The organism is Sporosarcina jiandibaonis, from assembly GCF_013184495.1.
GTDB classification, from domain to species: domain Bacteria; phylum Bacillota; class Bacilli; order Bacillales_A; family Planococcaceae; genus Sporosarcina; species Sporosarcina jiandibaonis.
The window spans coordinates 38247-60353 of sequence record NZ_JAAOIY010000004.1 but is presented as its reverse complement, the minus strand read 5'-3'; the positions used below and the strand labels follow the sequence as shown (position 1 = coordinate 60353).

17 protein-coding genes are annotated in these 22107 nt (G+C 44.3%); 1 reads left to right on the top strand and 16 read right to left on the bottom strand.

Translation table 11 applies throughout. The features are described from left to right. Positions 1–86: 86 nt before the first annotated feature. The 7 genes from rpmE to G8782_RS11590 form a co-directional block, all read right to left on the bottom strand. The gene (gene rpmE / locus G8782_RS11620) at positions 87–308 is read right to left on the bottom strand and encodes a 50S ribosomal protein L31 (RefSeq protein WP_172371339.1); all 222 of its coding nucleotides are present in this window, start codon (positions 306–308) and stop codon (positions 87–89) included. 573 nt (positions 309–881) lie between these two features. Continuing rightward, entirely contained in the window at positions 882–2165 is a 1284-nt protein-coding gene (gene rho, locus G8782_RS11615) for a transcription termination factor Rho (RefSeq protein ID WP_172371337.1), read from the bottom strand. A 150-nt stretch (positions 2166–2315) separates the two neighbouring features. Next, on the bottom strand, positions 2316–3281 hold the full coding sequence (gene glpX / locus G8782_RS11610) for a class II fructose-bisphosphatase (protein ID WP_172371335.1): 966 nt from the start codon (positions 3279–3281) through the stop codon (positions 2316–2318). A gap of 79 nt (positions 3282–3360) precedes the next feature. Beyond that, positions 3361–4638: a UDP-N-acetylglucosamine 1-carboxyvinyltransferase gene (locus tag G8782_RS11605; protein ID WP_172371333.1), complete on the bottom strand. Its 1278-nt coding sequence runs from the start codon at positions 4636–4638 to the stop codon at positions 3361–3363. Positions 4639–4655: 17 nt separating this feature from the next. Beyond that, complete coding sequence (fsa, locus tag G8782_RS11600) at positions 4656–5303, bottom strand: fructose-6-phosphate aldolase (RefSeq protein WP_172371331.1); 648 nt, start codon at positions 5301–5303, stop codon at positions 4656–4658. A 77-nt stretch (positions 5304–5380) separates the two neighbouring features. Next, positions 5381–6238, bottom strand: coding sequence for a class II fructose-bisphosphate aldolase (locus G8782_RS11595; protein ID WP_172371329.1), 858 nt, complete (start codon positions 6236–6238; stop codon positions 5381–5383). Between the two features lie 105 nt (positions 6239–6343). Beyond that, positions 6344–6721 (bottom strand): response regulator, encoded by a 378-nt coding sequence (locus G8782_RS11590; RefSeq protein WP_343035053.1) that lies wholly within the window; start codon positions 6719–6721, stop codon positions 6344–6346. Positions 6722–6953: 232 nt separating this feature from the next. On the opposite strand from G8782_RS11590, the gene G8782_RS11585 reads away from it, so the two are divergent. After that, entirely contained in the window at positions 6954–7469 is a 516-nt protein-coding gene (locus G8782_RS11585) for a DUF2529 family protein (RefSeq protein WP_172371325.1), read from the top strand. A gap of 358 nt (positions 7470–7827) precedes the next feature. Here G8782_RS11585 and pyrG read toward each other — a convergent pair whose 3' ends face one another. The 9 genes from pyrG to G8782_RS11540 form a co-directional block, all read right to left on the bottom strand. After that, positions 7828–9429 carry a CTP synthase gene (gene pyrG / locus G8782_RS11580; RefSeq protein ID WP_172371323.1) on the bottom strand — a complete coding sequence of 534 codons (1602 nt, stop codon included), beginning with the start codon at positions 9427–9429 and terminating at the stop codon, positions 7828–7830. 150 nt (positions 9430–9579) lie between these two features. Beyond that, positions 9580–10143 (bottom strand): DNA-directed RNA polymerase subunit delta, encoded by a 564-nt coding sequence (gene rpoE / locus G8782_RS11575; RefSeq protein ID WP_172371321.1) that lies wholly within the window; start codon positions 10141–10143, stop codon positions 9580–9582. A gap of 501 nt (positions 10144–10644) precedes the next feature. After that, positions 10645–13902, bottom strand: coding sequence for a fused isobutyryl-CoA mutase/GTPase IcmF (gene icmF / locus G8782_RS11570; RefSeq protein WP_172371319.1), 3258 nt, complete (start codon positions 13900–13902; stop codon positions 10645–10647). A 4-nt stretch (positions 13903–13906) separates the two neighbouring features. Further along, positions 13907–14560 carry a TetR/AcrR family transcriptional regulator gene (locus G8782_RS11565; protein WP_172371318.1) on the bottom strand — a complete coding sequence of 218 codons (654 nt, stop codon included), beginning with the start codon at positions 14558–14560 and terminating at the stop codon, positions 13907–13909. A 153-nt stretch (positions 14561–14713) separates the two neighbouring features. Beyond that, positions 14714–15856, bottom strand: coding sequence for an acyl-CoA dehydrogenase family protein (locus tag G8782_RS11560; RefSeq protein WP_172371316.1), 1143 nt, complete (start codon positions 15854–15856; stop codon positions 14714–14716). Between the two features lie 143 nt (positions 15857–15999). Then, positions 16000–17136: an acyl-CoA dehydrogenase gene (locus tag G8782_RS11555; protein ID WP_172371315.1), complete on the bottom strand. Its 1137-nt coding sequence runs from the start codon at positions 17134–17136 to the stop codon at positions 16000–16002. A 32-nt stretch (positions 17137–17168) separates the two neighbouring features. Continuing rightward, positions 17169–18017 (bottom strand): 3-hydroxybutyryl-CoA dehydrogenase, encoded by an 849-nt coding sequence (locus tag G8782_RS11550; protein WP_172371314.1) that lies wholly within the window; start codon positions 18015–18017, stop codon positions 17169–17171. Positions 18018–18033: 16 nt separating this feature from the next. Next, complete coding sequence (locus tag G8782_RS11545) at positions 18034–19230, bottom strand: acetyl-CoA C-acetyltransferase (protein ID WP_172371313.1); 1197 nt, start codon at positions 19228–19230, stop codon at positions 18034–18036. A 170-nt stretch (positions 19231–19400) separates the two neighbouring features. Beyond that, a complete protein-coding gene (locus tag G8782_RS11540; RefSeq protein ID WP_172371312.1) occupies positions 19401–21551 on the bottom strand; it encodes a heterodisulfide reductase-related iron-sulfur binding cluster in 2151 nt (716 codons plus the stop codon). Positions 21552–22107 lie beyond the last annotated feature (556 nt).

The following is a 22107-nucleotide window of genomic DNA, read 5'->3' as shown; positions in this document are numbered from 1 at the left end:
AAAGCGCGGCTCGAAACGACCAATAACAAAAAACAGAAAAATACCCGCCCGGCGCTGTTGCACCATGACGGGTATTTTGCGAAAGCTTATTCTTCTTCGCGACCTTCTTCTTTGAGGCCATACTTTTTGTTGAAGCGGTCGACACGGCCGTCCGCTGCAGCAAATTTCTGACGTCCAGTGTAGAATGGGTGGCATTCTGAACATACTTCAACGCGAATATCCTCTTTTACTGAGCCTGTTTCAAATGTGTTACCACATGAACAAGTAACTTTCGCAGTTTTGTATTCTGGGTGAATTCCTGCTTTCATCGGTCTATCTCCTCTCGCTCTGAACCATCCGGAACAGAATATATTAGACTGATGCCTTACACGGCCCGTAAGTCAGCCGTATATGCAGCAGATCGTTTTTATGATACCTCAATGAGTATAACAAATCCGGTGAAGCGGTGCAACTTTATTATTTGAATCAATTTCATTCAATCTAAGCAATCGACGTTCCAGCGATAGTTGGAAACATTTTTGCGAGAGAAGGAAACGTTTTGATCAAAGTAAGAAACGTTTACCTGAGTAGGAAACGTTTGGCCGGAAGAAGGAAACGTTCCGGCGATTGTTGGAAACGTTTTTGCAAAAGTAGGAAACGTTTTGGTCAAAGTAAGAAACGTTTATCTGAGTAGGAAACGTTTGGCCGGAAGAAGGAAACGTTCCGGCGATTGTTGGAAACGTTTTTGCAAAAGTAGGAAACGTTTTGTTAAAAGTAAGAAACGTTTTCGCAAGTCCGCAACGTTGCCAACTTTTACGGCGAGATTTTCTATAATGGCATTTTCAATCAATAAAAAAAACGGCATCAGCTCTAAATATTAGTGAGCTGATGCCATTTTTGTTTTATAAAAGGCCTTTCCCATTGCGATGGGCTTTCATTTCTGAGTTTAGTTTTTCGAAGAATTCTTCGTTTGTTTTTGTTTGGCGAAGCTTTCTTAGGAAGCGTTCGACAAAGTCTGGTGCGTCGGAGAATGTTTTTCGGATGGCCCAGAACTTTTCGAGTTGGTCCTTCGGTAAGAGCAGTTCTTCTTTTCGTGTTCCTGAACGGCGAATATCGAGTGCCGGGAAAATACGGCGTTCTGCGAGATTGCGGTCAAGGTGAAGCTCTAGGTTACCTGTTCCTTTGAATTCTTCGTAAATAACATCGTCCATTCTTGAGCCGGTGTCAATTAGCGCAGTTGCTAAGATTGTCAGACTGCCGCCTTCTTCCAAGTTTCGCGCAGCGCCGAAAAAGCGTTTCGGTCGGTGGAATGCGGCTGGGTCAATCCCTCCGGATAATGTTCGGCCGCTTGGCGGAATTACGAGGTTATACGCTCGTGCTAGTCTCGTAATCGAGTCCATGAGAATGACGACATCTTTTTTATGTTCGACGAGTCGCATTGCACGTTCAAGAACGAGTTCTGCAACTTTTATATGATTTTCTGGCAACTCATCAAATGTTGAGCTAACGACATCCGCTTTCACAGAGCGTTCAATGTCCGTCACTTCTTCCGGTCGTTCATCTATCAAAAGTACAATGAGTTCTGTGTCGGGATGATTAGTTGCAATGGAGTTTGCAATCTCTTTTAAGAGTAGTGTTTTCCCGGCTTTCGGCGGGGCGACAATCAGTCCGCGTTGACCAAAACCTACAGGCGCGACTAAATCCATGATTCTTGTTGATAGTTTTGTTGGATCTGTTTCTAGTTTTATATGACGATCTGGGTAAAGTGGGGTTAGTGCCGGGAAGTGAACTCGATTTCGGGAATCTTCCGGATCTTCTCCGTTAACTGCCTCAACTTGCAGTAAACCGTAATAGCGTTCGGATTCTTTTGGCGGTCTAACTTTTCCTGCAACTTTGTCACCATTTCGAAGGTCGAAGCGACGGATTTGCGAAGCGGAAATATAAATATCTTCGGAACTTGATGAGTAATTTATCGGACGAAGGAATCCGTACCCTTCCGATTGAATGATTTCAAGAACGCCTTCCATGAAGAAGAAGCCTTCTTTTTCTGCTCTTAATTTCAAAATAGCAAAAATCAGTTCTTTTTTGGACATTTTTGCATAATAAGCAACTTTATATTCACGGGCATGTTCATATAACTCTTTTAAAGTCATATTTTCAAGCGCCGACATCGTTAATATTTTCATTTTATTGGCACCACTCTTTTAGTTTTTGAGTTTAATTATTTTGAGGTTTTATTTAAGGAAAGCAATGTTGAATCATTTTTAGTTAGGGGCTTCTGCCAATGCGGGACACACTGGCAGAAGCTAGTCTATGAAATGCAAGATTAAGATAGATCAGTTTTGCATAACTAGGTGAGGTTTTTTCTTCATACTATGACGTCCTTCTACGAAGCGTACGGTTCCTGATTTGGAACGCATGACAACGGAGTGTGTTTCACTGTAAGAACCTTTGAACCGAACACCACGAAGTAACTCTCCATCTGTTACACCTGTCGCGGCGAAAATTGCATCGTCGCCTTTCACCAGGTCATCCATGTAAAGCACTTTTTTCAGATCAATGCCCATTCTATTGCATCTATCAATTTCAGCTTCATTCGAAGGGACAAGGCGTCCTTGAATTTCGCCGCCGAGGCATTTCAGCGCGACTGCCGAAATCACACCTTCCGGGGCTCCCCCATGGCCGAATAAAATATCGACACCCGTTCCGTCAAACGCCGTATTAATGGCACCGGCAACGTCGCCGTCCGATATTAGTTTAATACGCGCGCCTGCAGCTCGGATTTCTTCTATAATTTCTAAGTGACGATCCCTACTTAATACTGTGGCTACAACATCTTCGATATCTTTGTTTTTAGCTGTTGCGACTGCTAATAGATTGTCTGTGACAGAAGCGTCTATGTCAATTTTCCCAACCGCTTCAGGACCGACTGCAATTTTGTTCATATACATGTCCGGGGCGTGTAGAAGATTACCTTGATCCGCAATTGCTAAAACCGCAAGTGCATTCCAGCCGCCAGATGCAACGATGTTCGTTCCTTCAAGAGGATCGACTGCCACGTCGACAAGCGGACCATTCCCCATTCCAAGCTCTTCGCCGATATAAAGCATTGGCGCTTCATCCATTTCGCCTTCGCCAATCACGACGACTCCTTGCATTGGAATTGTGTCAAAGACTAGTCGCATTGCAGTTGTTGCTGCATCGTCCGCTTCGTTTTTCAATCCGCGTCCCATCCAGCGAGCTGCTGCTACGCCGGCTGCTTCAGTAACCCTTACTAATTCCATCGATAAACTGCGTTCCATGTATCGTTTCCCCCCGATTTTCGATTCCACCTGTAAAATAAACAACATTTTACATTACTGAACGGTTCAATTATATCATTTATTCGCGAATCGAAGCGCTTTCGGAAATATTAACTTTGCTGATTTCCGCGCCGATCCCTTGTAATTTTTCAATAAGAGAACTATATCCGCGTTCGATGTGATGTATATCTCTAATTTCAGTTTCGCCGTCAGCCAATAAACCCGCGAGTACGAGAGCCGCCCCTGCTCGAAGATCTGATGCACGAACGGTTGCTGCTTCTAATTGTGTCGGACCAGCCAGAATTGCCGATCTGCCTTCGACACGCGCGTTGGCATTCATCCGCCCAATTTCATCAATATGTTTAAATCTTGCGGAATATACTGTATCGGTAATCATTGACGAACCAACCGCTTGAGTTAGAAGAACTGAAAACGGTTGCTGTAAATCTGTTGGAAAGCCAGGATAGACGAGAGTTTTCACATCGACTGCCGATAAATTCTCTGCTTTCGGAATAAAGATTTGTTCATCTTTCTCAACAATCGTGACACCCATTTCACGAAGCTTCGATGTTAACGCTTCTACGTGAAAAGGAATGACGTTGTCGATGGTAACGCCGTCTCCTGCCGCAGCGGCCATAATCATAAATGTGCCTGCTTCAATGCGGTCCGGAATAATCGTGTGGCGAGTACCATGCAATTTCTCAACACCGTCGATACGAATGATATTCGTGCCGGCACCTTTAATTTTCGCGCCCATATTGGATAATAATGTCGCGACATCAATGATTTCCGGTTCTTTTGCTGCGTTTTCAATTGTCGTTCGTCCTTTTGCAAGGACTGCTGCTAGCATGATATTGATCGTTGCGCCGACGCTGACGACGTCCAAATATATTTTAGCGCCGCGCAGTTCTTTCGCGCGTAAATAAATGGCGCCGTGTTCATTTGTGACTGTTGCCCCGAGCGCTTCGAACCCTTTAATATGTTGGTCGATTGGACGAGGACCGAGGTGACAACCGCCCGGCAACCCAATCGCGGCATGCTTAAAACGTCCGAGCATCGCACCCATTAAATAGTACGAAGCCCGGAGCTTTTTCACATTCCCATTCGGAAGCGGCATTGAAATGATTTCGGATGGATCAATGACCATTGTCTTGCCGTCCAATTCAACTTTCCCGCCAATGTCTTCGAGAAGCGCTTGCAAGGTCAAAACGTCCGAAATTTCCGGTAGACCTTCAAGTGTGACAGGTGAATCTGCTAGAATCGATGCCGGAATGAGAGCGACCGCGCTATTCTTCGCTCCACTAACTGAAATTGTACCTTGCAGCCGTTTTTCACCTGTGATTTTATAAACGTCCATGTCGCTCCCCCTTGGCATTACTTATTCTTTCTGCTCTCCCAATCCGCAAGAAATGCTTCGATTCCCTTATCTGTTAATGGATGGTTGAACAGTTGTTTTAGTACATTAAATGGTGTTGTTGCAATATGAGCACCTGCTAGTGCTGCATCTGTAATATGTTGCGGACTACGAATGGACGCCGCAATAATTTCTGATTTAATATCATGAATCACGAAGATATTCGCGATTGTTTCAATTAGGTGCATGCCATCTTGTCCGATATCATCGAGTCTGCCTAAGAATGGCGACACATATGTAGCGCCTGCACGAGCAGCGAGTAGTGCTTGGTTTGCACTGAAGATCAATGTGACGTTTGTTTTAATACCCTCTTCGGCAAATACTGAACATGCTTTTAATCCTTCAGGTGTCATTGGAAGTTTTACTGTGATATTCGGAGCGATTTTTGCCAGCTCGCGTCCTTCTTTCAACATGCCTTCAGCATCAAGTGAAATAACTTCCGCACTCACTGAACTGTCGACGAGTTCTGTGATTTGTCGCAGTCTATCATGAAATGGAACGTCTTCTTTTGCTACGAGTGAAGGGTTTGTAGTAACTCCGGAAATAATCCCCCAACTATGTGCTTCTTTAATTTCTTCAAAGTTTGCCGTATCAATAAAAAATTTCATTATATATTCCTCCAAGTCAATGGTAAATAAGGAGAATGCACTCACTATTATGAGATGCTTCTCCTTTTTACGTTATTTTATGCTTTTTGTGAACTTCCGAATTCGCGCATTTTCCCGATAACTGTTTCTTTAATCGCTTCACGCATAGGCGCTAGATATTTTCGTGGATCATAAGCTTCTGCATCTGATGCGAGGAAATCGCGAACAGCTTTTGTTCCTTGAATTTGGTTTTCTGTGTTTACGTTGATTTTTGCTGTTCCTAGTGAAATCGCGCGTTGAATATCTTTAAGCGGGATTCCTGTTCCGCCGTGGAGGACAAGTGGTAGATCAGATTGTTTTGAAATGACTTCCATTTCTTCGAATCCTAAGTTTGGTTCCCCTTTGTAAGGACCATGAACGGATCCAAGTGCAGGTGCCAGGCAATCAATATTTGTTTTTTCAACAAGCTCTTTACACTCAGCCGGATCTGCATAAATAACGCCGTCTGCGATGATGTCATCTTCTTCTCCGCCAACTACTCCGAGTTCAGCTTCAACAGACACACCATGTTCATGTGCGTATTCAACAACCGAATTTGTAATTTCAATATTTTCCGCAAGAGGCTTCGATGAAGCATCGATCATGACAGAAGTAAATCCTGCGTCGATAGCTGCTTTACAATTTTCAAAGCTAGTACCGTGGTCTAAATGGATTGCAACTGGAACTGTCGTTTTATAATCGTGCATTAGTCCTTTTACCATGTTAACAACTGTAGTGAAACCGCCCATATAACGAGCTGCTCCTTCTGAAACTCCAAGAATAACAGGGGATTGTTCTTCCTCTGCCGCCTGTAAAATTGCTTGCGTATATTCCAGGTTGTTCAAGTTGAACTGACCAATTGCATATCCTTCTTTTTTACCTTTAATCATCATTTCTCTCATCGAAACGAGTGCCATGATTAGTTTCCTCCTTCAGATAATAAACTTTTGAATTTATCTGTTTATTATTAATGTAATTGTAACCATCCATACGTTTATTATCATAACAAAAACATTTAGTGTTTACCACTGCTCAGGTTGTTTCCTTTCAATTAGCGCATTGACGGTATCGCGAACTTCATATATATCAAACGGTTTTGTAAAATATTTTTCCGCGCCTAAGGCTAGTACTTCCTCTATTTTTTCTAATTCACCGTATGCAGTCATCATGATAACCGGGACTGCCGGCCAGTCTATTTTTATTTTCTTTAATACCTCCGTTCCGTCAATACCCGCCATTTTCATATCTAATAGTACACAATCAGGTTGTTCCGCTTCAATATTTTTAAAAGCGTCCACCCCGTTTTTCGCAAGCCTTACCGAATAGTTTTCCTTTCGAAACAATTCTTCAAGTAATAATCGGATTCCAGGTTGGTCATCGACAATCAATATACTTCTCACATAATTGACCTCCTCTCTATACATATATATTTTTTATAGGTTTAGATTCTTAATGTATATTTGACAACTAGTACCCAATACCCTCTTTTTATCGCAATTATACACTGAAGATTAAAAATTAATTGAGAAGTCTGCAATTGGAATCACTTGCCTTTTCATAGATTTATTATTACACGCTTCTATTTTACAATCGCGCGAATTTGTCACTATAATGGACGTGGAGGTGCTTACAATGAAGATGTTGACAACACAAATCAGCGGTTTATTGCAACGAATTATAGGAAACAATGAGGATTCTATTGAAGAAACTGCTCGCCTTCTTGCACAAGCTACAATTGGTGAAGGACAAGTTATTCTTGCATGTTTCGGTGAAATGAAAGCTGTTCAACTAGTTGCTACGGAAGGTGTGGATAAGTTAGTTGGCGCAGTTACTTACAAGCCGGGAATGAAAATCGGGTCAGAAGATCGCGTTTGGATTTTCACCAGGTCGTCCCGGGATGAAGAAGCGCTTTCGCTAGCACGAACACTCGCTGACGAATTCATCCCTTTCGCGGCTGTTTCATCTCAAAATGCGGAAGACAATGAACTTGCTGAACTGGCAATGACATATATTTCTACTGGACTTACTCGCGGCTTGCTACCCGGTGAAGACGGAAATCGAATCGTCGAACCACAAGCGTTGGCTGCGTTGTTTATCTATGAAGCCGTGAAGATTTCTTATGATGAGATGGTTTCGGAAGATTATTGATGGGTTGCCTTTAATCGTTTGAGAGATGCTTTTAGTCGCTTTGCGGGCGTCATTGGTCGTTTGGCAGTCGACTTTAGTCGGTTCGAGGACGACTTTGGTCGTTTTTGGGCACGCTTTAGTCGATTCGCGGACTTTGGTCGGTTCGGCCACCCGCTTTAGTCGATTCCCGGACGTCATTGGTCGTTTCGTAACTCGCTTTAGTCGTTTCGCGGACGACTTTGGGCGTTTCGCAATCCGCTTTAGTCGTTTCACCACCCGCTTTAGTCGTTTCGCTCTAAAACAACTCTTAATTATTTCTACAATAAAAAAGCTACACGAAAAATGGAGTGCTTCTCCATTGTCGTGTAGCTTTTATTTATTATTTACCTGATTGATGCGTTAACGTCGCTTCGACAAACGCGCTAATTAGCGGTTGCGGGCGTGTTGGGCGTGATGCGAATTCTGGGTGGAACTGGCATGCGACAAAGAACGGATGACTCCCAAGCTCAATTGTTTCTACAAATTGGCCATCTGGGCTGTTTCCGGAGAAGATCATGCCGGCTTCTTCGAGCTGTTCACGATATTCATTGTTAAATTCATAACGGTTGCGGTGACGTTCGTAAATTAACTCTTTTCCGTATGCCGCGCTTGCTTTTGTTCCTTCTTCAATTTTACATGGGTAAACGCCGAGACGCATTGTTCCATTTTCAGTTACATTTTTCGCAATCGATAACTGGACGATCGCGTTGGCTGTATCTGGATTGAATTCAGTTGAATGTGCATCTTGCAAGCCGACCACATTGCGCGCGTATTCAACCGCGGCTAGTTGCAACCCAAGTGCAATTCCGAAAAATGGCACGTTGTTTTCCCTTGCATACGTGATTGCTTCGATTTTCCCGTCAATTCCGCGATCGCCAAATCCGCCTGGAACTACGATTCCGTCTACATCGCCTAAAAGTTCGGCAACATTTTCCGAAGTCACTTGTTCCGAATCAACCCATTTCACTTCAACTTCTGTAGCGAATTGGTATCCCGCATGTGAAAATGCTTCGACCGCTGAGATATAAGCATCTGGAAGTTCAACATACTTTCCGACCAGGGCGACTTGTACTTTTTTCGAAACCGCACTCACTAAGTCAACGAGTGCATGGAGGTCTGACATGTCCGCTTCTCCAGCTTTTAGTTGGAGATGGTCAATGACGATTTCGTCCATTTTTTGTTCTTTCAGCATGAGCGGCATTCTGTACAGGATGTCCGCGTCTACTGCTTCAATGACTTCTTCCGGACGAACGCTGCAGAAAAGAGCGATTTTCTCTTTCATATCTTGCGGAACGGTTTGTTCAGAACGAACGACGATTACGTCTGGTTGAATTCCAAGACTGCGGAGTTCTTTTACGCTATGTTGTGTCGGTTTCGTTTTCATTTCGCCCGCAGCTTTCATGTATGGAATCAGCGTGCAGTGAATGTACATAATGTCATTTTTATTGAAGTCCGTTTTCATCTGACGAATGGCTTCTAGAATTGGAAGGGACTCGATATCCCCGACACTTCCGCCAACTTCCGTGATGACGACGTCTGCATTTGTGTTCTTGCCTGAAGCCAGAATACGATCTTTTATTTCATTCGTAATGTGGGGAATTACTTGAACTGTTGCACCTTCATATTCGCCGCGACGTTCTTTTTTCAGTACGGAAGAATACACTTTCCCCATTGTGACGTTGGAGTATTTATTTAAATTAATATCAATAAAGCGTTCGTAATGACCAACATCGAGGTCTGTTTCTGCCCCGTCTTCTGTCACGAAAACCTCACCGTGTTGATACGGGCTCATCGTCCCCGGGTCGACGTTAATATATGGATCGAATTTTTGAATTGTCACTTGCAGTCCGTGATTTTTTAGCAAGCGACCAAGTGATGCTGCTGTGATTCCTTTTCCAAGTGAAGAAACAACTCCGCCTGTTACAAAAATGTATTTTGTCATGTTCAATTCCTCCGAATTTAGTCTAGTAAAAATAAAAAAGCGCCCCGCTGCAACGTTTCGCAGTAGGAGCGCATATACTCTGAGTCATTTGTCCTTTTTCAGGAGCCCAGTAGAATCTTATCTTGATTTTGCGCTGAAGTCAAGCGGGAATTATTCCTCTTCTTCTTCCTCTTCTTCTTCATCATCGATGAGAAGATCTTCCGGGAGAATTTCATCTTCGTCGTCGTCAAGCAAATCCACGTCTACATCGATTTCAACTTCTTCTTCATCGTCGTCGAGAAGATCATCGACTTCTTCAATATCATCTTCATCGTCTTCTTCATCGATGTCGATAAGGTCGAATCCGTCCTCGTCCACCACATCTTCATCGTCTTCCAAATCGATATCGTCTTCATCATCAACAACAGCTTTTCTTTTTCTTCGCGTACGTACGACCGGCGCAGTTTCCACCTCTAATTGATCGACCGGATACCATTCGCGCAGTCCCCATCGAATGTCGTCGATTGAAAGAAATCGTCCATCAATATTAATGTCTGTATTTACTCTAGGTAGTTTTTCAGCCATCGCTCTGACCGTTATGCCATTTAGTTTACGAACCTCATCCATTAACTGTCTTAACGTAAGATTCTCGCCTTTTTCAGCTAATACCGCATAGGCAATATCGATAATCGATTCTTCCGTTAACTGTTCTTTCGTCATTTCACGGATATTCATACAAATGCACGCCCTCTCTACTCTTAAGGAGAGAGTGAACTTTCTCTCTCTTCTTTTACACTATTCACTATTATATACAATTATTTAGCCGGTAATCCAGTTAAAGCTCTAAAAAAAGGACCAGATTACCAGTCCTTAGAATTAAACATTATCTGAATGATTATACCACACGCATTTTTTTCCGTAAAGATATCGCCAAAATGCTTTACGCTTTCTTATCGTTTTTTTTAGAACGTCTTATTTCTCGAATAAATATCATGGTCAAATAAATAGTAGCAAGTAAAAATGCAATGGAACCAAATCCTTCTTTATAAAAGAATATAGTAAACAGGATGAGTGCGACAATGATTATTATATGTTGATACACTTTCATTTTCGCATCTCTTCCTTTCCATTTGCATACGCCATATTCTCATTTAGGTTACTATTCATTGTCCCACAGTAATTGGAAAAAATCCACAGAGATATACACTCTCTATGGATTTATTTTTCCAAGCTTTATTACATATTTCGACGATACTGTCCGCCGACTTCATAAAGCGCATTGGTAATTTGGCCGAGACTAGCAACTTTTACCGTTTCCATTAATTCTGAAAAAATATTTCCGCCTGAAATGGCTACTTGTTGCAGCTGTTCCAATGCTTTTTCTGTTTCACCTGTGTGTTTCTGTTGGAAAGCGCGCAAATTAATAATTTGAATTTCCTTTTCTTCCTTCGTCGCTCTGGCGATTTCCATATTGTCGATATCTTCTTCAGATGGCGGATTTGGATTTAAGTACGTGTTTACGCCGATTATCGGAAGTTCGCCTGTATGTTTTTTCATTTCATAGTACATGGATTCTTCTTGAATTTTACCGCGCTGGTACTGCGTTTCCATTGAACCGAGCACCCCGCCGCGATCATTGAGACGATCGAATTCTGCGAGAACCGCTTCTTCGACAAGGTCGGTTAATTCGTCAATAATGAATGCGCCTTGCAACGGGTTTTCATTTTTCGATAGGCCGTGTTCTTTCGTAATGATCATTTGAATCGCCATCGCCCGGCGAACGGACTCTTCGGTCGGCGTCGTGATTGCTTCGTCGTATGCATTCGTATGAAGCGAGTTACAGTTATCTTGAAGCGCCATTAGCGCCTGCAGCGTAGTGCGAATATCGTTGAAATCAATTTCTTGCGCATGCAAACTGCGTCCCGATGTTTGCACATGGTATTTCAATTTTTGACTGCGGTCATTTGCACCGTATTTTTCGCGCATGGCGACTGCCCAAATCCTCCTGGCGACGCGTCCGATGACCGTATATTCCGGATCCAGTCCATTGGAGAAGAAAAATGACAGGTTCGGTGCAAAATCATCGATGTTCATGCCGCGGCTCAAGTAATATTCAACGTATGTGAAACCGTTTGCCAATGTGAATGCGAGTTGCGAAATCGGGTTCGCGCCCGCTTCTGCGATATGGTAGCCCGAAATCGATACCGAATAATAGTTTCGCACTTTCTTATCGATGAAATACTGTTGAATATCGCCCATTAGCCGAAGCGCAAACTCTGTCGAAAAGATGCAGGTGTTTTGCCCTTGATCTTCTTTTAAAATATCCGCTTGAACCGTTCCGCGAACGACTTGCATCGTGCCGTCTTTCACTTCCGTGAATTCTTCAATCGACAACGGACGACCTAATTCCTCTTCCTTGATCCGAACCTGCTGATCTATCGCTGTATTCATAAACATCGCAAGTATAATAGGAGCTGGCCCGTTTATGGTCATCGAGACAGATGTCGAAGGCGCGCATAAATCGAAACCATCGTATAACTTTTTCATGTCTTCCAGCGTGCAAATGCTGACGCCTGATTCGCCGACTTTCCCGTAAATATCCGGTCGCTCATCCGGGTCTTCCCCGTAAAGCGTCACGGAATCGAACGCTGTCGAAAGTCGTTTCGCGTCATCATCTTTCGACAAATAGTGGAAGCGGCGGTTTGTACGTTCAGGTGTGCCTTCGCCCGCAAATTGACGTTTCGGATCTTCGCCTTCACGTTTAAACGGAAACACGCCTGCCGTATAAGGGAATGAACCAGGTACGTTTTCGCGGTAGACCCAACGTAAAATTTCGCCGTAATCCTTATATTTAGGTAGTGCGATTTTCGGGATTTTAAGCCCTGCCAGACTCGTTGTGCGCAGCAATGTGCGAATCTCGCGGTCGCGTATTTTCGTAACGAACTCTTCGCCCGCATAGGATTCTTTTAAAGTTTCCCAGTTTGCGAGAATTTTTTTCGATTCAGGCGTTAATTCTTCCCGAACACTGTCTGCCAATGATTGAAGCGAATTCACTAAAACATCATCAGGCGATTTTTCTTTCACTAGATTAATAGAGCCTTCTAATTGAAATAGTTTTCGGGCCAATTCTTCCTGCACTTGCGATTTTCGGTGGTAGCCGCGTACCGCTTCCGAAATTTCCCGCAAGTAGTGCAGACGGTCTACAGGAATAATGACATTTTCTTTTTGCGCTTTCGCAAGATCATCATAAGACGTTTTCCAATCAAGATTGTATTTTTCATTCAATACACGGATAATCGCCGCGAATAAAGAGTTCGTTCCTTTATCGTTAAACTGACTGGCAATCGTACCGTAAACCGGCATTTTTGTTAACTCTTTATCAAATAGCATCCGGCTGCGTTGGTATTGTTTTTGAACTTGGCTCATTGCGTCTTCAGAGCCTTTACGTTCGAATTTATTGATGGCAATCAAATCAGCGTAGTCGATCATATCGATTTTCTCAAGCTGCGTCGGCGCTCCGAATTCGCTTGTCATCACATACATCGACGCATCCGAAATGTCGGCAATATCGGCGTCCCCTTGGCCAATACCGCTTGTTTCGATAACGATCAAGTCATACCCCGCGACTTTGACGATATCGAGTACATCTTGCATCGCGCCTGAAAGTTCCGAACGCGAACCTCTTGTTGCCAAACTGCGCATGAATACGCGTTTATTGAAAATGGAATTCATGCGGATCCGGTCTCCGAGCAGTGCGCCACCCGTTTTTTGTTTCGTCGGGTCAATCGATAGAATGGCCACTTTTTTATCTGGTAGTTCATTCAAAAATCTCCGAATCAATTCATCTGTCAATGAACTTTTTCCGGCTCCGCCTGTACCCGTAATTCCGAAAACAGGCGTGTTCTTCGATAATTCTTTCGCCTTTTTCATGAATTCTTTCGCATCCTCATCGTCTTTGTCGTACATTTCTTCAGCGTACGTAATGAGCTTTGCGAGTACTTCTGGATTTTCGGTATTTACTTTTTCCAAATCCGAAATCGTGCAATCGGTCGCAGTTTCGAAATCGCATTCTTCCATCATCCGGTTGATCATTCCTTGAAGCCCCATTTTCCGACCGTCTTCAGGAGAGAAAATCCATGCGATTCCGTATTCGTGCAATTCTTTGATTTCTTTAGGAATGATGACGCCGCCCCCGCCCGCGTATATGCGGATATGCGGCGCCCCTTTTTCTTGGAGTAGATCATACATGTATTTGAAGTATTCGACGTGTCCGCCTTGATAGGACGACATCGCGATTGCTTGAACGTTTTCTTGAATGGCAGCATTGACGACTTCTTCAACTGAGCGATTATGCCCGAGATGAATGACTTCCGCACCGCTCGCTTGTAAAATTCTGCGCATAATATTGATCGAAGCATCGTGCCCGTCGAAAAGGCTTGATGCTGTAACCATTCTTACATGGTGTTTCGGTTTATACACTTCAATTGTAGCCATATAGTTAAACACCCTTTCCTTCTACGTGAATATCCCTTGTTCCCACAATCCCCTTGAAAATTTGATCTGTTTGAATTTCGATGAATTTCTCGATCGAATAGTTTTTTTGCAATGCCCATCTTCGAAATGCCCACATTTGTCCCTGGACGACGATGTGGTGTGCCGCGATTTGAATGTCGTCTTGTTGAATGCGAAGTTCCCCTAACTCCACGCAAGACTGCAAAATGTTTTCAAACAATGCGACCATTTCCATTTCTTTTTTCAGCACATATTGAAGCGCGTCTTTCGGCAACGATTTTGATTCTTGGTACATGACGACGAACTCGTCTGACATATCATCGATCAATTCGAAGTATTGTTGAATGGCTGAACGGAGCCCTTTGACGGTCCCTTCTTCTTTTGCCAGTACGTATAATCGATCGTTTACTTCATTGTAAATGCTGTCGCAGACGAGAAATAATACGTCTTCTTTCGTCCGAATATATTCATAGAGCGTTCCGATGCTGAAACCCGCTTCTTTCGCGATTTCACGCGTCGTCGTTCGATGAAACCCTTTTTCTTTAAAGAGTTTCACCGCGCCTTGTATCATTTGTTCGCGTCTCATTTCGATGAGACTTTCATCTTTTACGGATGATTTAATTTCGCGTTTTGTTTCCATAATGAACCTCCCGATTGTTAGGCAGCTGAAAAAAGTCTAGTCCATACCGTTGGTTTCCGTTCTGGGCGGACGCTTACTTGCGAGCTAGCGTCAATCCTTCTCTCCAATCAACTGCAAATCCCATTATACAGAGGACGTTTTTCAGCAGCCAGCTTATTTAGTAAGCATGCGGGAGATGACGAGACGTTGGATTTCTTGCGTCCCTTCATAGATCTGCGTGATTTTTGCGTCGCGCATGAAGCGTTCGACTGGATAGTCTTTCGTATAGCCATATCCGCCGAATACTTGGACTGCTTCTGTCGTCACTTTCATCGCCGTATCTCCAGCCATTAGTTTTGCCATTGCTGATTCTTTTCCATACGGCAAGTTGTTCGATTCGAGCCAAGCCGCTTGATACGTTAATAATCTGGATGCTTCGATTGATGTTGCCATATCCGCAAGTTTGAAGCCGATGCCTTGGTTGGCTGCGATTGGTTTGCCGAATTGCTTTCGCTCTTTTGCATAGTCGACCGAAGCATCGAGCGCACCTTGTGCAATGCCGACAGCTTGAGCCGCAATGCCGTTTCTTCCGCCGTCTAGCGTTTTCATGGCGATTACGAAGCCTTCACCGAGTTTGCCGAGCAGGTTTTCTTTCGGCACGCGGCAGTTGTCGAACATGATTTCAGTTGTCGGCGATGAACGAATGCCCAATTTCTTCTCTTTTTTCCCGACGGAGAAGCCTGGGAAGTCTTTTTCGATGATGAAAGCACTCGTTTCCGGACGCTTTCCATCTTCTTGATTCGTAATGGCAAATACGATATAAATATCCGCTATGCCGCCGTTTGTAATGAAAATCTTCGAACCGTTCAGAACATAATCATCCCCGTCTAGCTTCGCAGTCGTTCCCATTGCGCCTGCATCGGAGCCGGATCTTGGTTCAGTTAACCCGTATGCGCCGATTTTAGTTCCTTCCGCCATTGGACGCAGGTATTTTTGCTTTTGCTCTTCTGTTCCGTATTTATAGACAGGCCATCCTGCAAGTGATGTATGCGCGGAAAGCGTGACGCCGACGGACGCGCAAACACGCGATAGTTCTTCAACAGCGATTACGTAAGCGAGATAATCACTTCCAATTCCGCCGTATTCTTCCGGCCACGGGATTCCCGTCAGGCCGAGTTCCGCCATTTTGTTGAATAAATCCATATCGAAGCGTTCTTCTTCATCGCGTTCAGCCGCAGTTGGCGCGACTTCTTTCTCGGCAAAATCACGGACCATTTTTCGGATCATTTCATGTTCTTCGGATAGTTTAAAATTCACTTTTGTTTCCCCGCCTTTTTGGTTAATTTTCTTGGTGTTGCTTGAAAAATCGGACTGAGTTGCGGTCGATTGGAATTTGCTTGCACTTAGGCAGAGTTTGCTTTCACTCACCGACACTTTGCTTGCAAGTCGTGACCTTCTCCCTACCTTGTCAAGTGTTTAGAAATGACAATTCGCTGGATTTCACTTGTGCCCTCGTAAATTTCGGTCACTTTTGCATCGCGGAAGTAGCGTTCGACTGGATAATCTTCCGTATAGCCGTAGCCGCCGAATACTTGGACCGCTTCAATCGATCCGTCAACAGCCGCTTTTGATGCGAAAAGTTTGGCCATGGACGCTTCTTTTCCGCAAGGCAAGCCTTCTGCGCGAAGTTGGGCGGCGCGGTAGACGAGTAGTCTTGCTCCTTCGACCGCTGTTGCCATATCCGCTAATTTAAAACCGATTCCTTGTTGACTCGCAATCGGTTTACCGAATTGTACGCGTTCTTTGGCGTATGCAGTGGCAGCATCGAGCGAGGCGGTTGCGATCCCGAGTGCCTGCGCGGCGATACCGATTCGACCGACATCGAGATTGGCCATGGCGATTTTAAACCCTTCGCCTTCTTTACCGAGCTTGTTTTCTACCGGAACTTTCATATTATCGAAGACTAATTCAACCGTTCGCGAACCATGAAGCCCCATTTTCTTTTCTTCTTTGCCGATAATGAGTCCCGGTGTATCTTTATCGACGATGAACGCCGTGATTCCATATGTTTTATCGGCTGGATTCGTCGAGGCGAAGACGATGTAAACATCGGCTTCCCCGCCGTTCGTGATGAACATTTTCGATCCATTCAACACATAATGGTCGCCGTCTTTTACTGCACGCGTCTTCAGTGCGCCTGCATCTGATCCACTAGATGACTCTGTTAAACAAAATGCGCCGAGATATTCCCCGCTCGCCATTTTCGGCAAGTATCTGTTCTTCTGCTCTTCATTCCCAAAGTACATAATCGGATTTGTGCCAACTGATGTATGGACCGATAGGATAACCCCTACTACCGCGCTGACTTTCGATAATTCTTCGATTGCTAGAATATATGAAACAAAGTCCATCTCTGAACCACCGTATTGTTCGGGAACCGTAATTCCCATTAAGCCAAGCTCCCCCATTTTCGTTAAAATTTCACGAGGAAATTCGCCTTCTTCCATTTTGGGAATGAAAGGCTCAATTTCAGTTTTCGCGAAATTTCGTACCATGTCACGCATCATTCTCTGCTCATCAGTAAGTGTTAAATCCATCGCATTCTTGCCCCTTTAAATTTAGAATCTTTTTAGTACTGGTAAAATCCTCTGCCTGTTTTCTTGCCGAGCCAACCAGCTTTCACATATTTTCTTAGCAATGGACATGGACGATATTTTGAATCTCCGAATCCTTCGTGCAATGTTTCCATAATGTATAGGCATGTATCGAGTCCGATGAAATCCGCTAATTGCAAAGGCCCCATCGGGTGGTTCATGCCGAGTTTCATCACTTCGTCGATGGCTTCTTTTGTCGCGACGCCTTCGTAAACCGTGTAAATGGCTTCATTGATCATTGGCATGAGAATGCGGTTGGCGACGAATCCAGGAAAATCATTCACTTCGACTGGAACTTTCGACAATTTTTTCGTCATCGTTTCGACTGCTTCGTAAACATCATTGTCTGTCGCCAGTCCGCGAATAATTTCCACGAGCTTCATCACTGGAACCGGGTTCATGAAATGCATGCCGATCACTTTTTCTGGGCGGTTGGTCGCAGCCGCGATTTCCGTGATTGGTAATGAAGATGTATTTGAGGCTAGGATCGCATGATCAGGCGCGATTTCGTCAAGCTTCGCGAAAATGGAGCGTTTCACTTCCATGTTTTCAACGGCTGCTTCAATAACGATATCTGCGTTCTTGGCATCCTGTAGATCAAGCGATTTCGTTATGCGGCCGAGAACTCCCGTTTTTTCATCTTCTGACATGCGGCCTTTTTCGACATTGCGCGAAAGGTTTTTCGAGATGACCGCAAGTCCTTTTTCGTATGATTCTTCTTTGATGTCATTCAATAAGACATCGTATCCTGCTTGGGCGCAAACTTGAGCGATTCCTCCGCCCATTTGCCCAGCGCCGATAACCATTACTCTTTGGATTGTCATGTTTAATTCCCCCGTATTATTCCGACTTCGGAACTTCAATCATAATCGCGTCGCCTTGACCGCCGCCCGAACAAATTGATGCAATGCCGATTCCTCCGCCACGGCGTTTCAATTCGTAAGCAAGCGTTAAAATAATGCGCGCGCCGCTTGCTCCAATCGGGTGACCGAGTGCCACAGCTCCTCCATTGACATTCACTTTTTCCGGATCGAGCCCCGCGATTTGCGAACTTGCGAGCGCAACGGCTGCAAAGGCTTCATTTATTTCAAAAAGATCGATTTCTTCTAGTGTTTTCCCTGTTTTTTCGAGCAGTTTATTAATCACGAGTCCTGGTGTTTGCGGAAAATTAGCCGGCTCGATTGCAACTTCTGCATGGCCGATAATTGTCGCGAGCACTTTTTTGCCTTCTCGTTCTGCGCGTTCTTCATTCATCAAAACGAGCGCGCAGGCTCCGTCATTTATGCCTGGTGCGTTTCCAGCGGTGATCGTTCCGTCTTTTCCGAAAGCCGGACGCAATTTTGCGAGTGTTTCTAGCGATGTATCGCGTCGCGGTGCTTCGTCCGAGTCGACTTTGATCGAATCGCCGCGGCGCTGTGCGATTTCGACAGGAACAATTTCTTCTCTGAATAAACCATCATCGATCGCTTTCAAGGCCCGTTCATGACTGCGAAGCGCCCATTCGTCTTGCGTTTCACGCGTTAGAGAAAACTCATCAGCGGTTTTATTGCCGTAGGTGCCCATATGGACGTTGTCTGGTGAAAACGAACAAGAAAGCCCGTCAAAAATCATGCCGTCGATTAACGGTGCGTCGCCCATTTTCAAACCGAAACGCGCTTTTGGTAAATAATACGGCGCGTTCGACATGGATTCCATTCCGCCTGCGACAATCACTCCTTCATCGCCGAGGCGGATGAGTTGGTCGCCGAGCGTCACGCTGCGCATTCCGGAAGCGCACACTTTGTTAATGGTTTCTGTTTTTGTGCTCCAAGGAAGTCCCGCTTTCGTGGCCGCTTGCCTGGATGGAATTTGCCCTTGGCCCGCTTGCAATACCGTTCCGAAAATGACTTCATCGACTTCATTTCCCTCCACGCCGGAACGTGTTAGCGCTTCTTTTATAGCAACTCCCCCGAGATCGCTTGCCGAAAGAGTGGACAAGGAACCCCCGAATCGTCCGAATGCTGTTCTTGCTCCGTCAAGTATGACTGTTCTTTTCAAGATGAACGCCTCCAAAGTAGTTTTTGATAACGCTTACAATCTTCGTGAAACGAAAGCGACTGAACGCTCGCTCGACACCATTTCAAGAAAAATGGGAGTGAGTTCCACCCCCATCCAATTACTCTTAGTATATCGTATGTTTTTATTTGTCGCAATAGAATAATAGTTCGTTATTGTAAAGCAGGTTCGACTTCTTCAGTTGATGCTACGAAATCTTCTCCAAAGATGGATCGCTCGAGCAACTCTGCAATATCGTATGTGCCGATTTTATCTTCGACTTCCTTCGCTTTCGTTCCGTCGGACAACATCGTTAAGCAATACGGACAACCTGAAGATATTATTCCAGGATTCACTTCGATGGCTTGCTCTGTTCGGGCTACGTTCACGCGGTGACCCGTATCTTCTTCCATCCACATGAGTCCGCCGCCCGCACCGCAACACATGCCGTCTTGACGGTTTCGTTTCATCTCGACTAATTCCACGCCAGGAATTGCTTTCAAAATTTCACGCGGCGGGTCGTAAACGTCATTGTAACGGCCTAAGTAACAGGAATCATGGAATGTGATCGTTTCATTGATCGGATGTACAGGTTTTAGTGTTCCATTTTGGACTAGTTCGAAAAGCAATTCAGTATGGTGAATGACTTCTGCTTTGAATCCGAAATCTGGGTATTCATTTTTGAAAATATTATATGCATGCGGGTCTGTTGTGATGATTTTTGTGACGCCCGCTTTTTCAAATTCTTTTATATTAGATTCTGCTAGCTCTTGGAATAAAAACTCGTTTCCAAGACGTCTCGGCGTATCTCCAGAGTTCTTTTCTTTATTGCCAAGAATTGCGAACTTGATGCCGGCTTTGTTTAATAGGTGCGCGAATGACAGAGCGATCTTTTGTGAACGGTTGTCGAATGCGCCCATTGAACCGACCCAGAATAGGTACTCAAATTCTTCGTCCGCTTTTTTCATTTCTTTTACAGTTGGAATACGGAGATCTGGTCGTGCGTCTCTCCAGTTTTCCTTTTCTTTGCGGTTAAGGCCCCATGGATTTCCTTGGCGCTCGATATTTGTCATCGCGCGTTGTGCGTCGGGATCCATTTTACCTTCTACCATGACGAGGTGACGACGCAAGTCGATAATTTTGTCGACGTGTTCGTTCATAACCGGACATTGGTCTTCACAGTTACGGCAAGTCGTGCAAGCCCAAATTTCTTCTTCGGTAATAACGTCGCCTATTAACGACGGGCTGTAAATCTCATCCATGGACGCGCCTTCGAGTCCAGCTGCCATCGCGATTTGATTCCCTTTTGTGTTCGCAAACATCGGCGCGGGTACCCACGGCTTTTGTTTCGTCACGAGCGCACCGTGGTTTGTTAAGTTATCTCGAAGCTTCGTGATTAAGTCCATCGGCGATAACATTTTTCCAGTTCCTGTCGCAGGACACATATTCGTACAGCGTCCACATTCAACACAGGCGTAAAAATCAATCATTTGCAGCTGCGTGAAGTCTGTAATCTTTCCTACTCCGAGTGCTGGCATGTCTTCTTCGTTTTCAGTTTCTTCTTCTAGCGCCGAGAAATCGATTGGCGTGAGCCTTCCAACATTGTCAAGGCGGTGAAAGTAAACGTTTGCAGGTCCTGCAATTAAGTGCGCATGTTTTGATTGCGGCACGTAAATCAAGAATGTTAATAGAATTAATAGATGAATCCACCAAGCGACAAAGAAAACGCTTGCAGCGGCGACAGTCGGGATTCCGCCGAAAATGAATGCGATGGACGATGCGATTGGTTCTTTCCATGTTAATTCATGTCCTTGCCAAATCATATTCATGCCGTTCGCCAAAAGTGTCGAAAGCATTAATCCCCCAATGAATATGAGCACGAGTCCTGATTTCCAACCGCGTTTTAGGCGGACAAGTTTTTCGATATAGCGGCGGTGAAAAGCCCAAACTACGGCGATTAAAATCGTGAAGATGACAATTTCTTGGAAAAACGTGAAGAATCCATAGACCGGTCCGAACGGCAAGTGCGATCCTGGTTTTAAGCCTTTCCAAATGAGGTCGATCGCCCCGAATTGCACCATCAGGAAGCCGTAGAAGAACAGGACGTGAATGATTCCGCTCTTCTTGTCTTTCAATAATTTCTTTTGCCCGAAGACATAAATCCCAATGTTCCGGAGTCGTTCTTTTACATTTTCATCGAACTCTGTTTTTCTTCCGAGTTTGATAAACTGTATTCTTGTTTTAATTAAATGCGTGAATAGCGCTAACGCATAGGCAACGACAGCGAAAAATAGTATCCAGTTCGCGATGAGCAATAGGCCCAATTGTTTTCTCCCCTTTCCAAATAGTGAAACTTTTTACATTATGAATAGTGTAGTAGAAAAAAAGGATAATGTCGATAATCTATTTTTAGTATAGTAATGAATGAGCATTCAGTCAATGGTAATATTTAAAAAATTACGTTGAAATAAAAAATTCATTGAACTTGAAACTAATTCTTTTTTGTTTTCAGCAGCTTATCTGATAAATTTATGACGAAAATTGCTGTGATTATAAGAAATGGGGTTCCAATGAGTAAATACCAGATGTTCTTCGGCATGATCATGTCATAAAAATAGAGAAACAACACTGTGTAAGTAAATAAGATGAGATATTTAATGGTTTTTTTCAATATGGCGTCCTCTCCTTTTATTGGGTTTGGTGTTTATTATATCAGTCGGGGTTTCTGGTTGGGTAGGAATATTTACGGGGGATTTAATAATATTTAATTTGAGGTTTCATGTAGACCGTTGATTTCCGTTCCGAGGGGACGCTTCCCTCACTACGCTCAGTCCAGGGGCTTGCCTGCCTCGCTATTCCCGCGGGAGTCGTCCCCCCTCC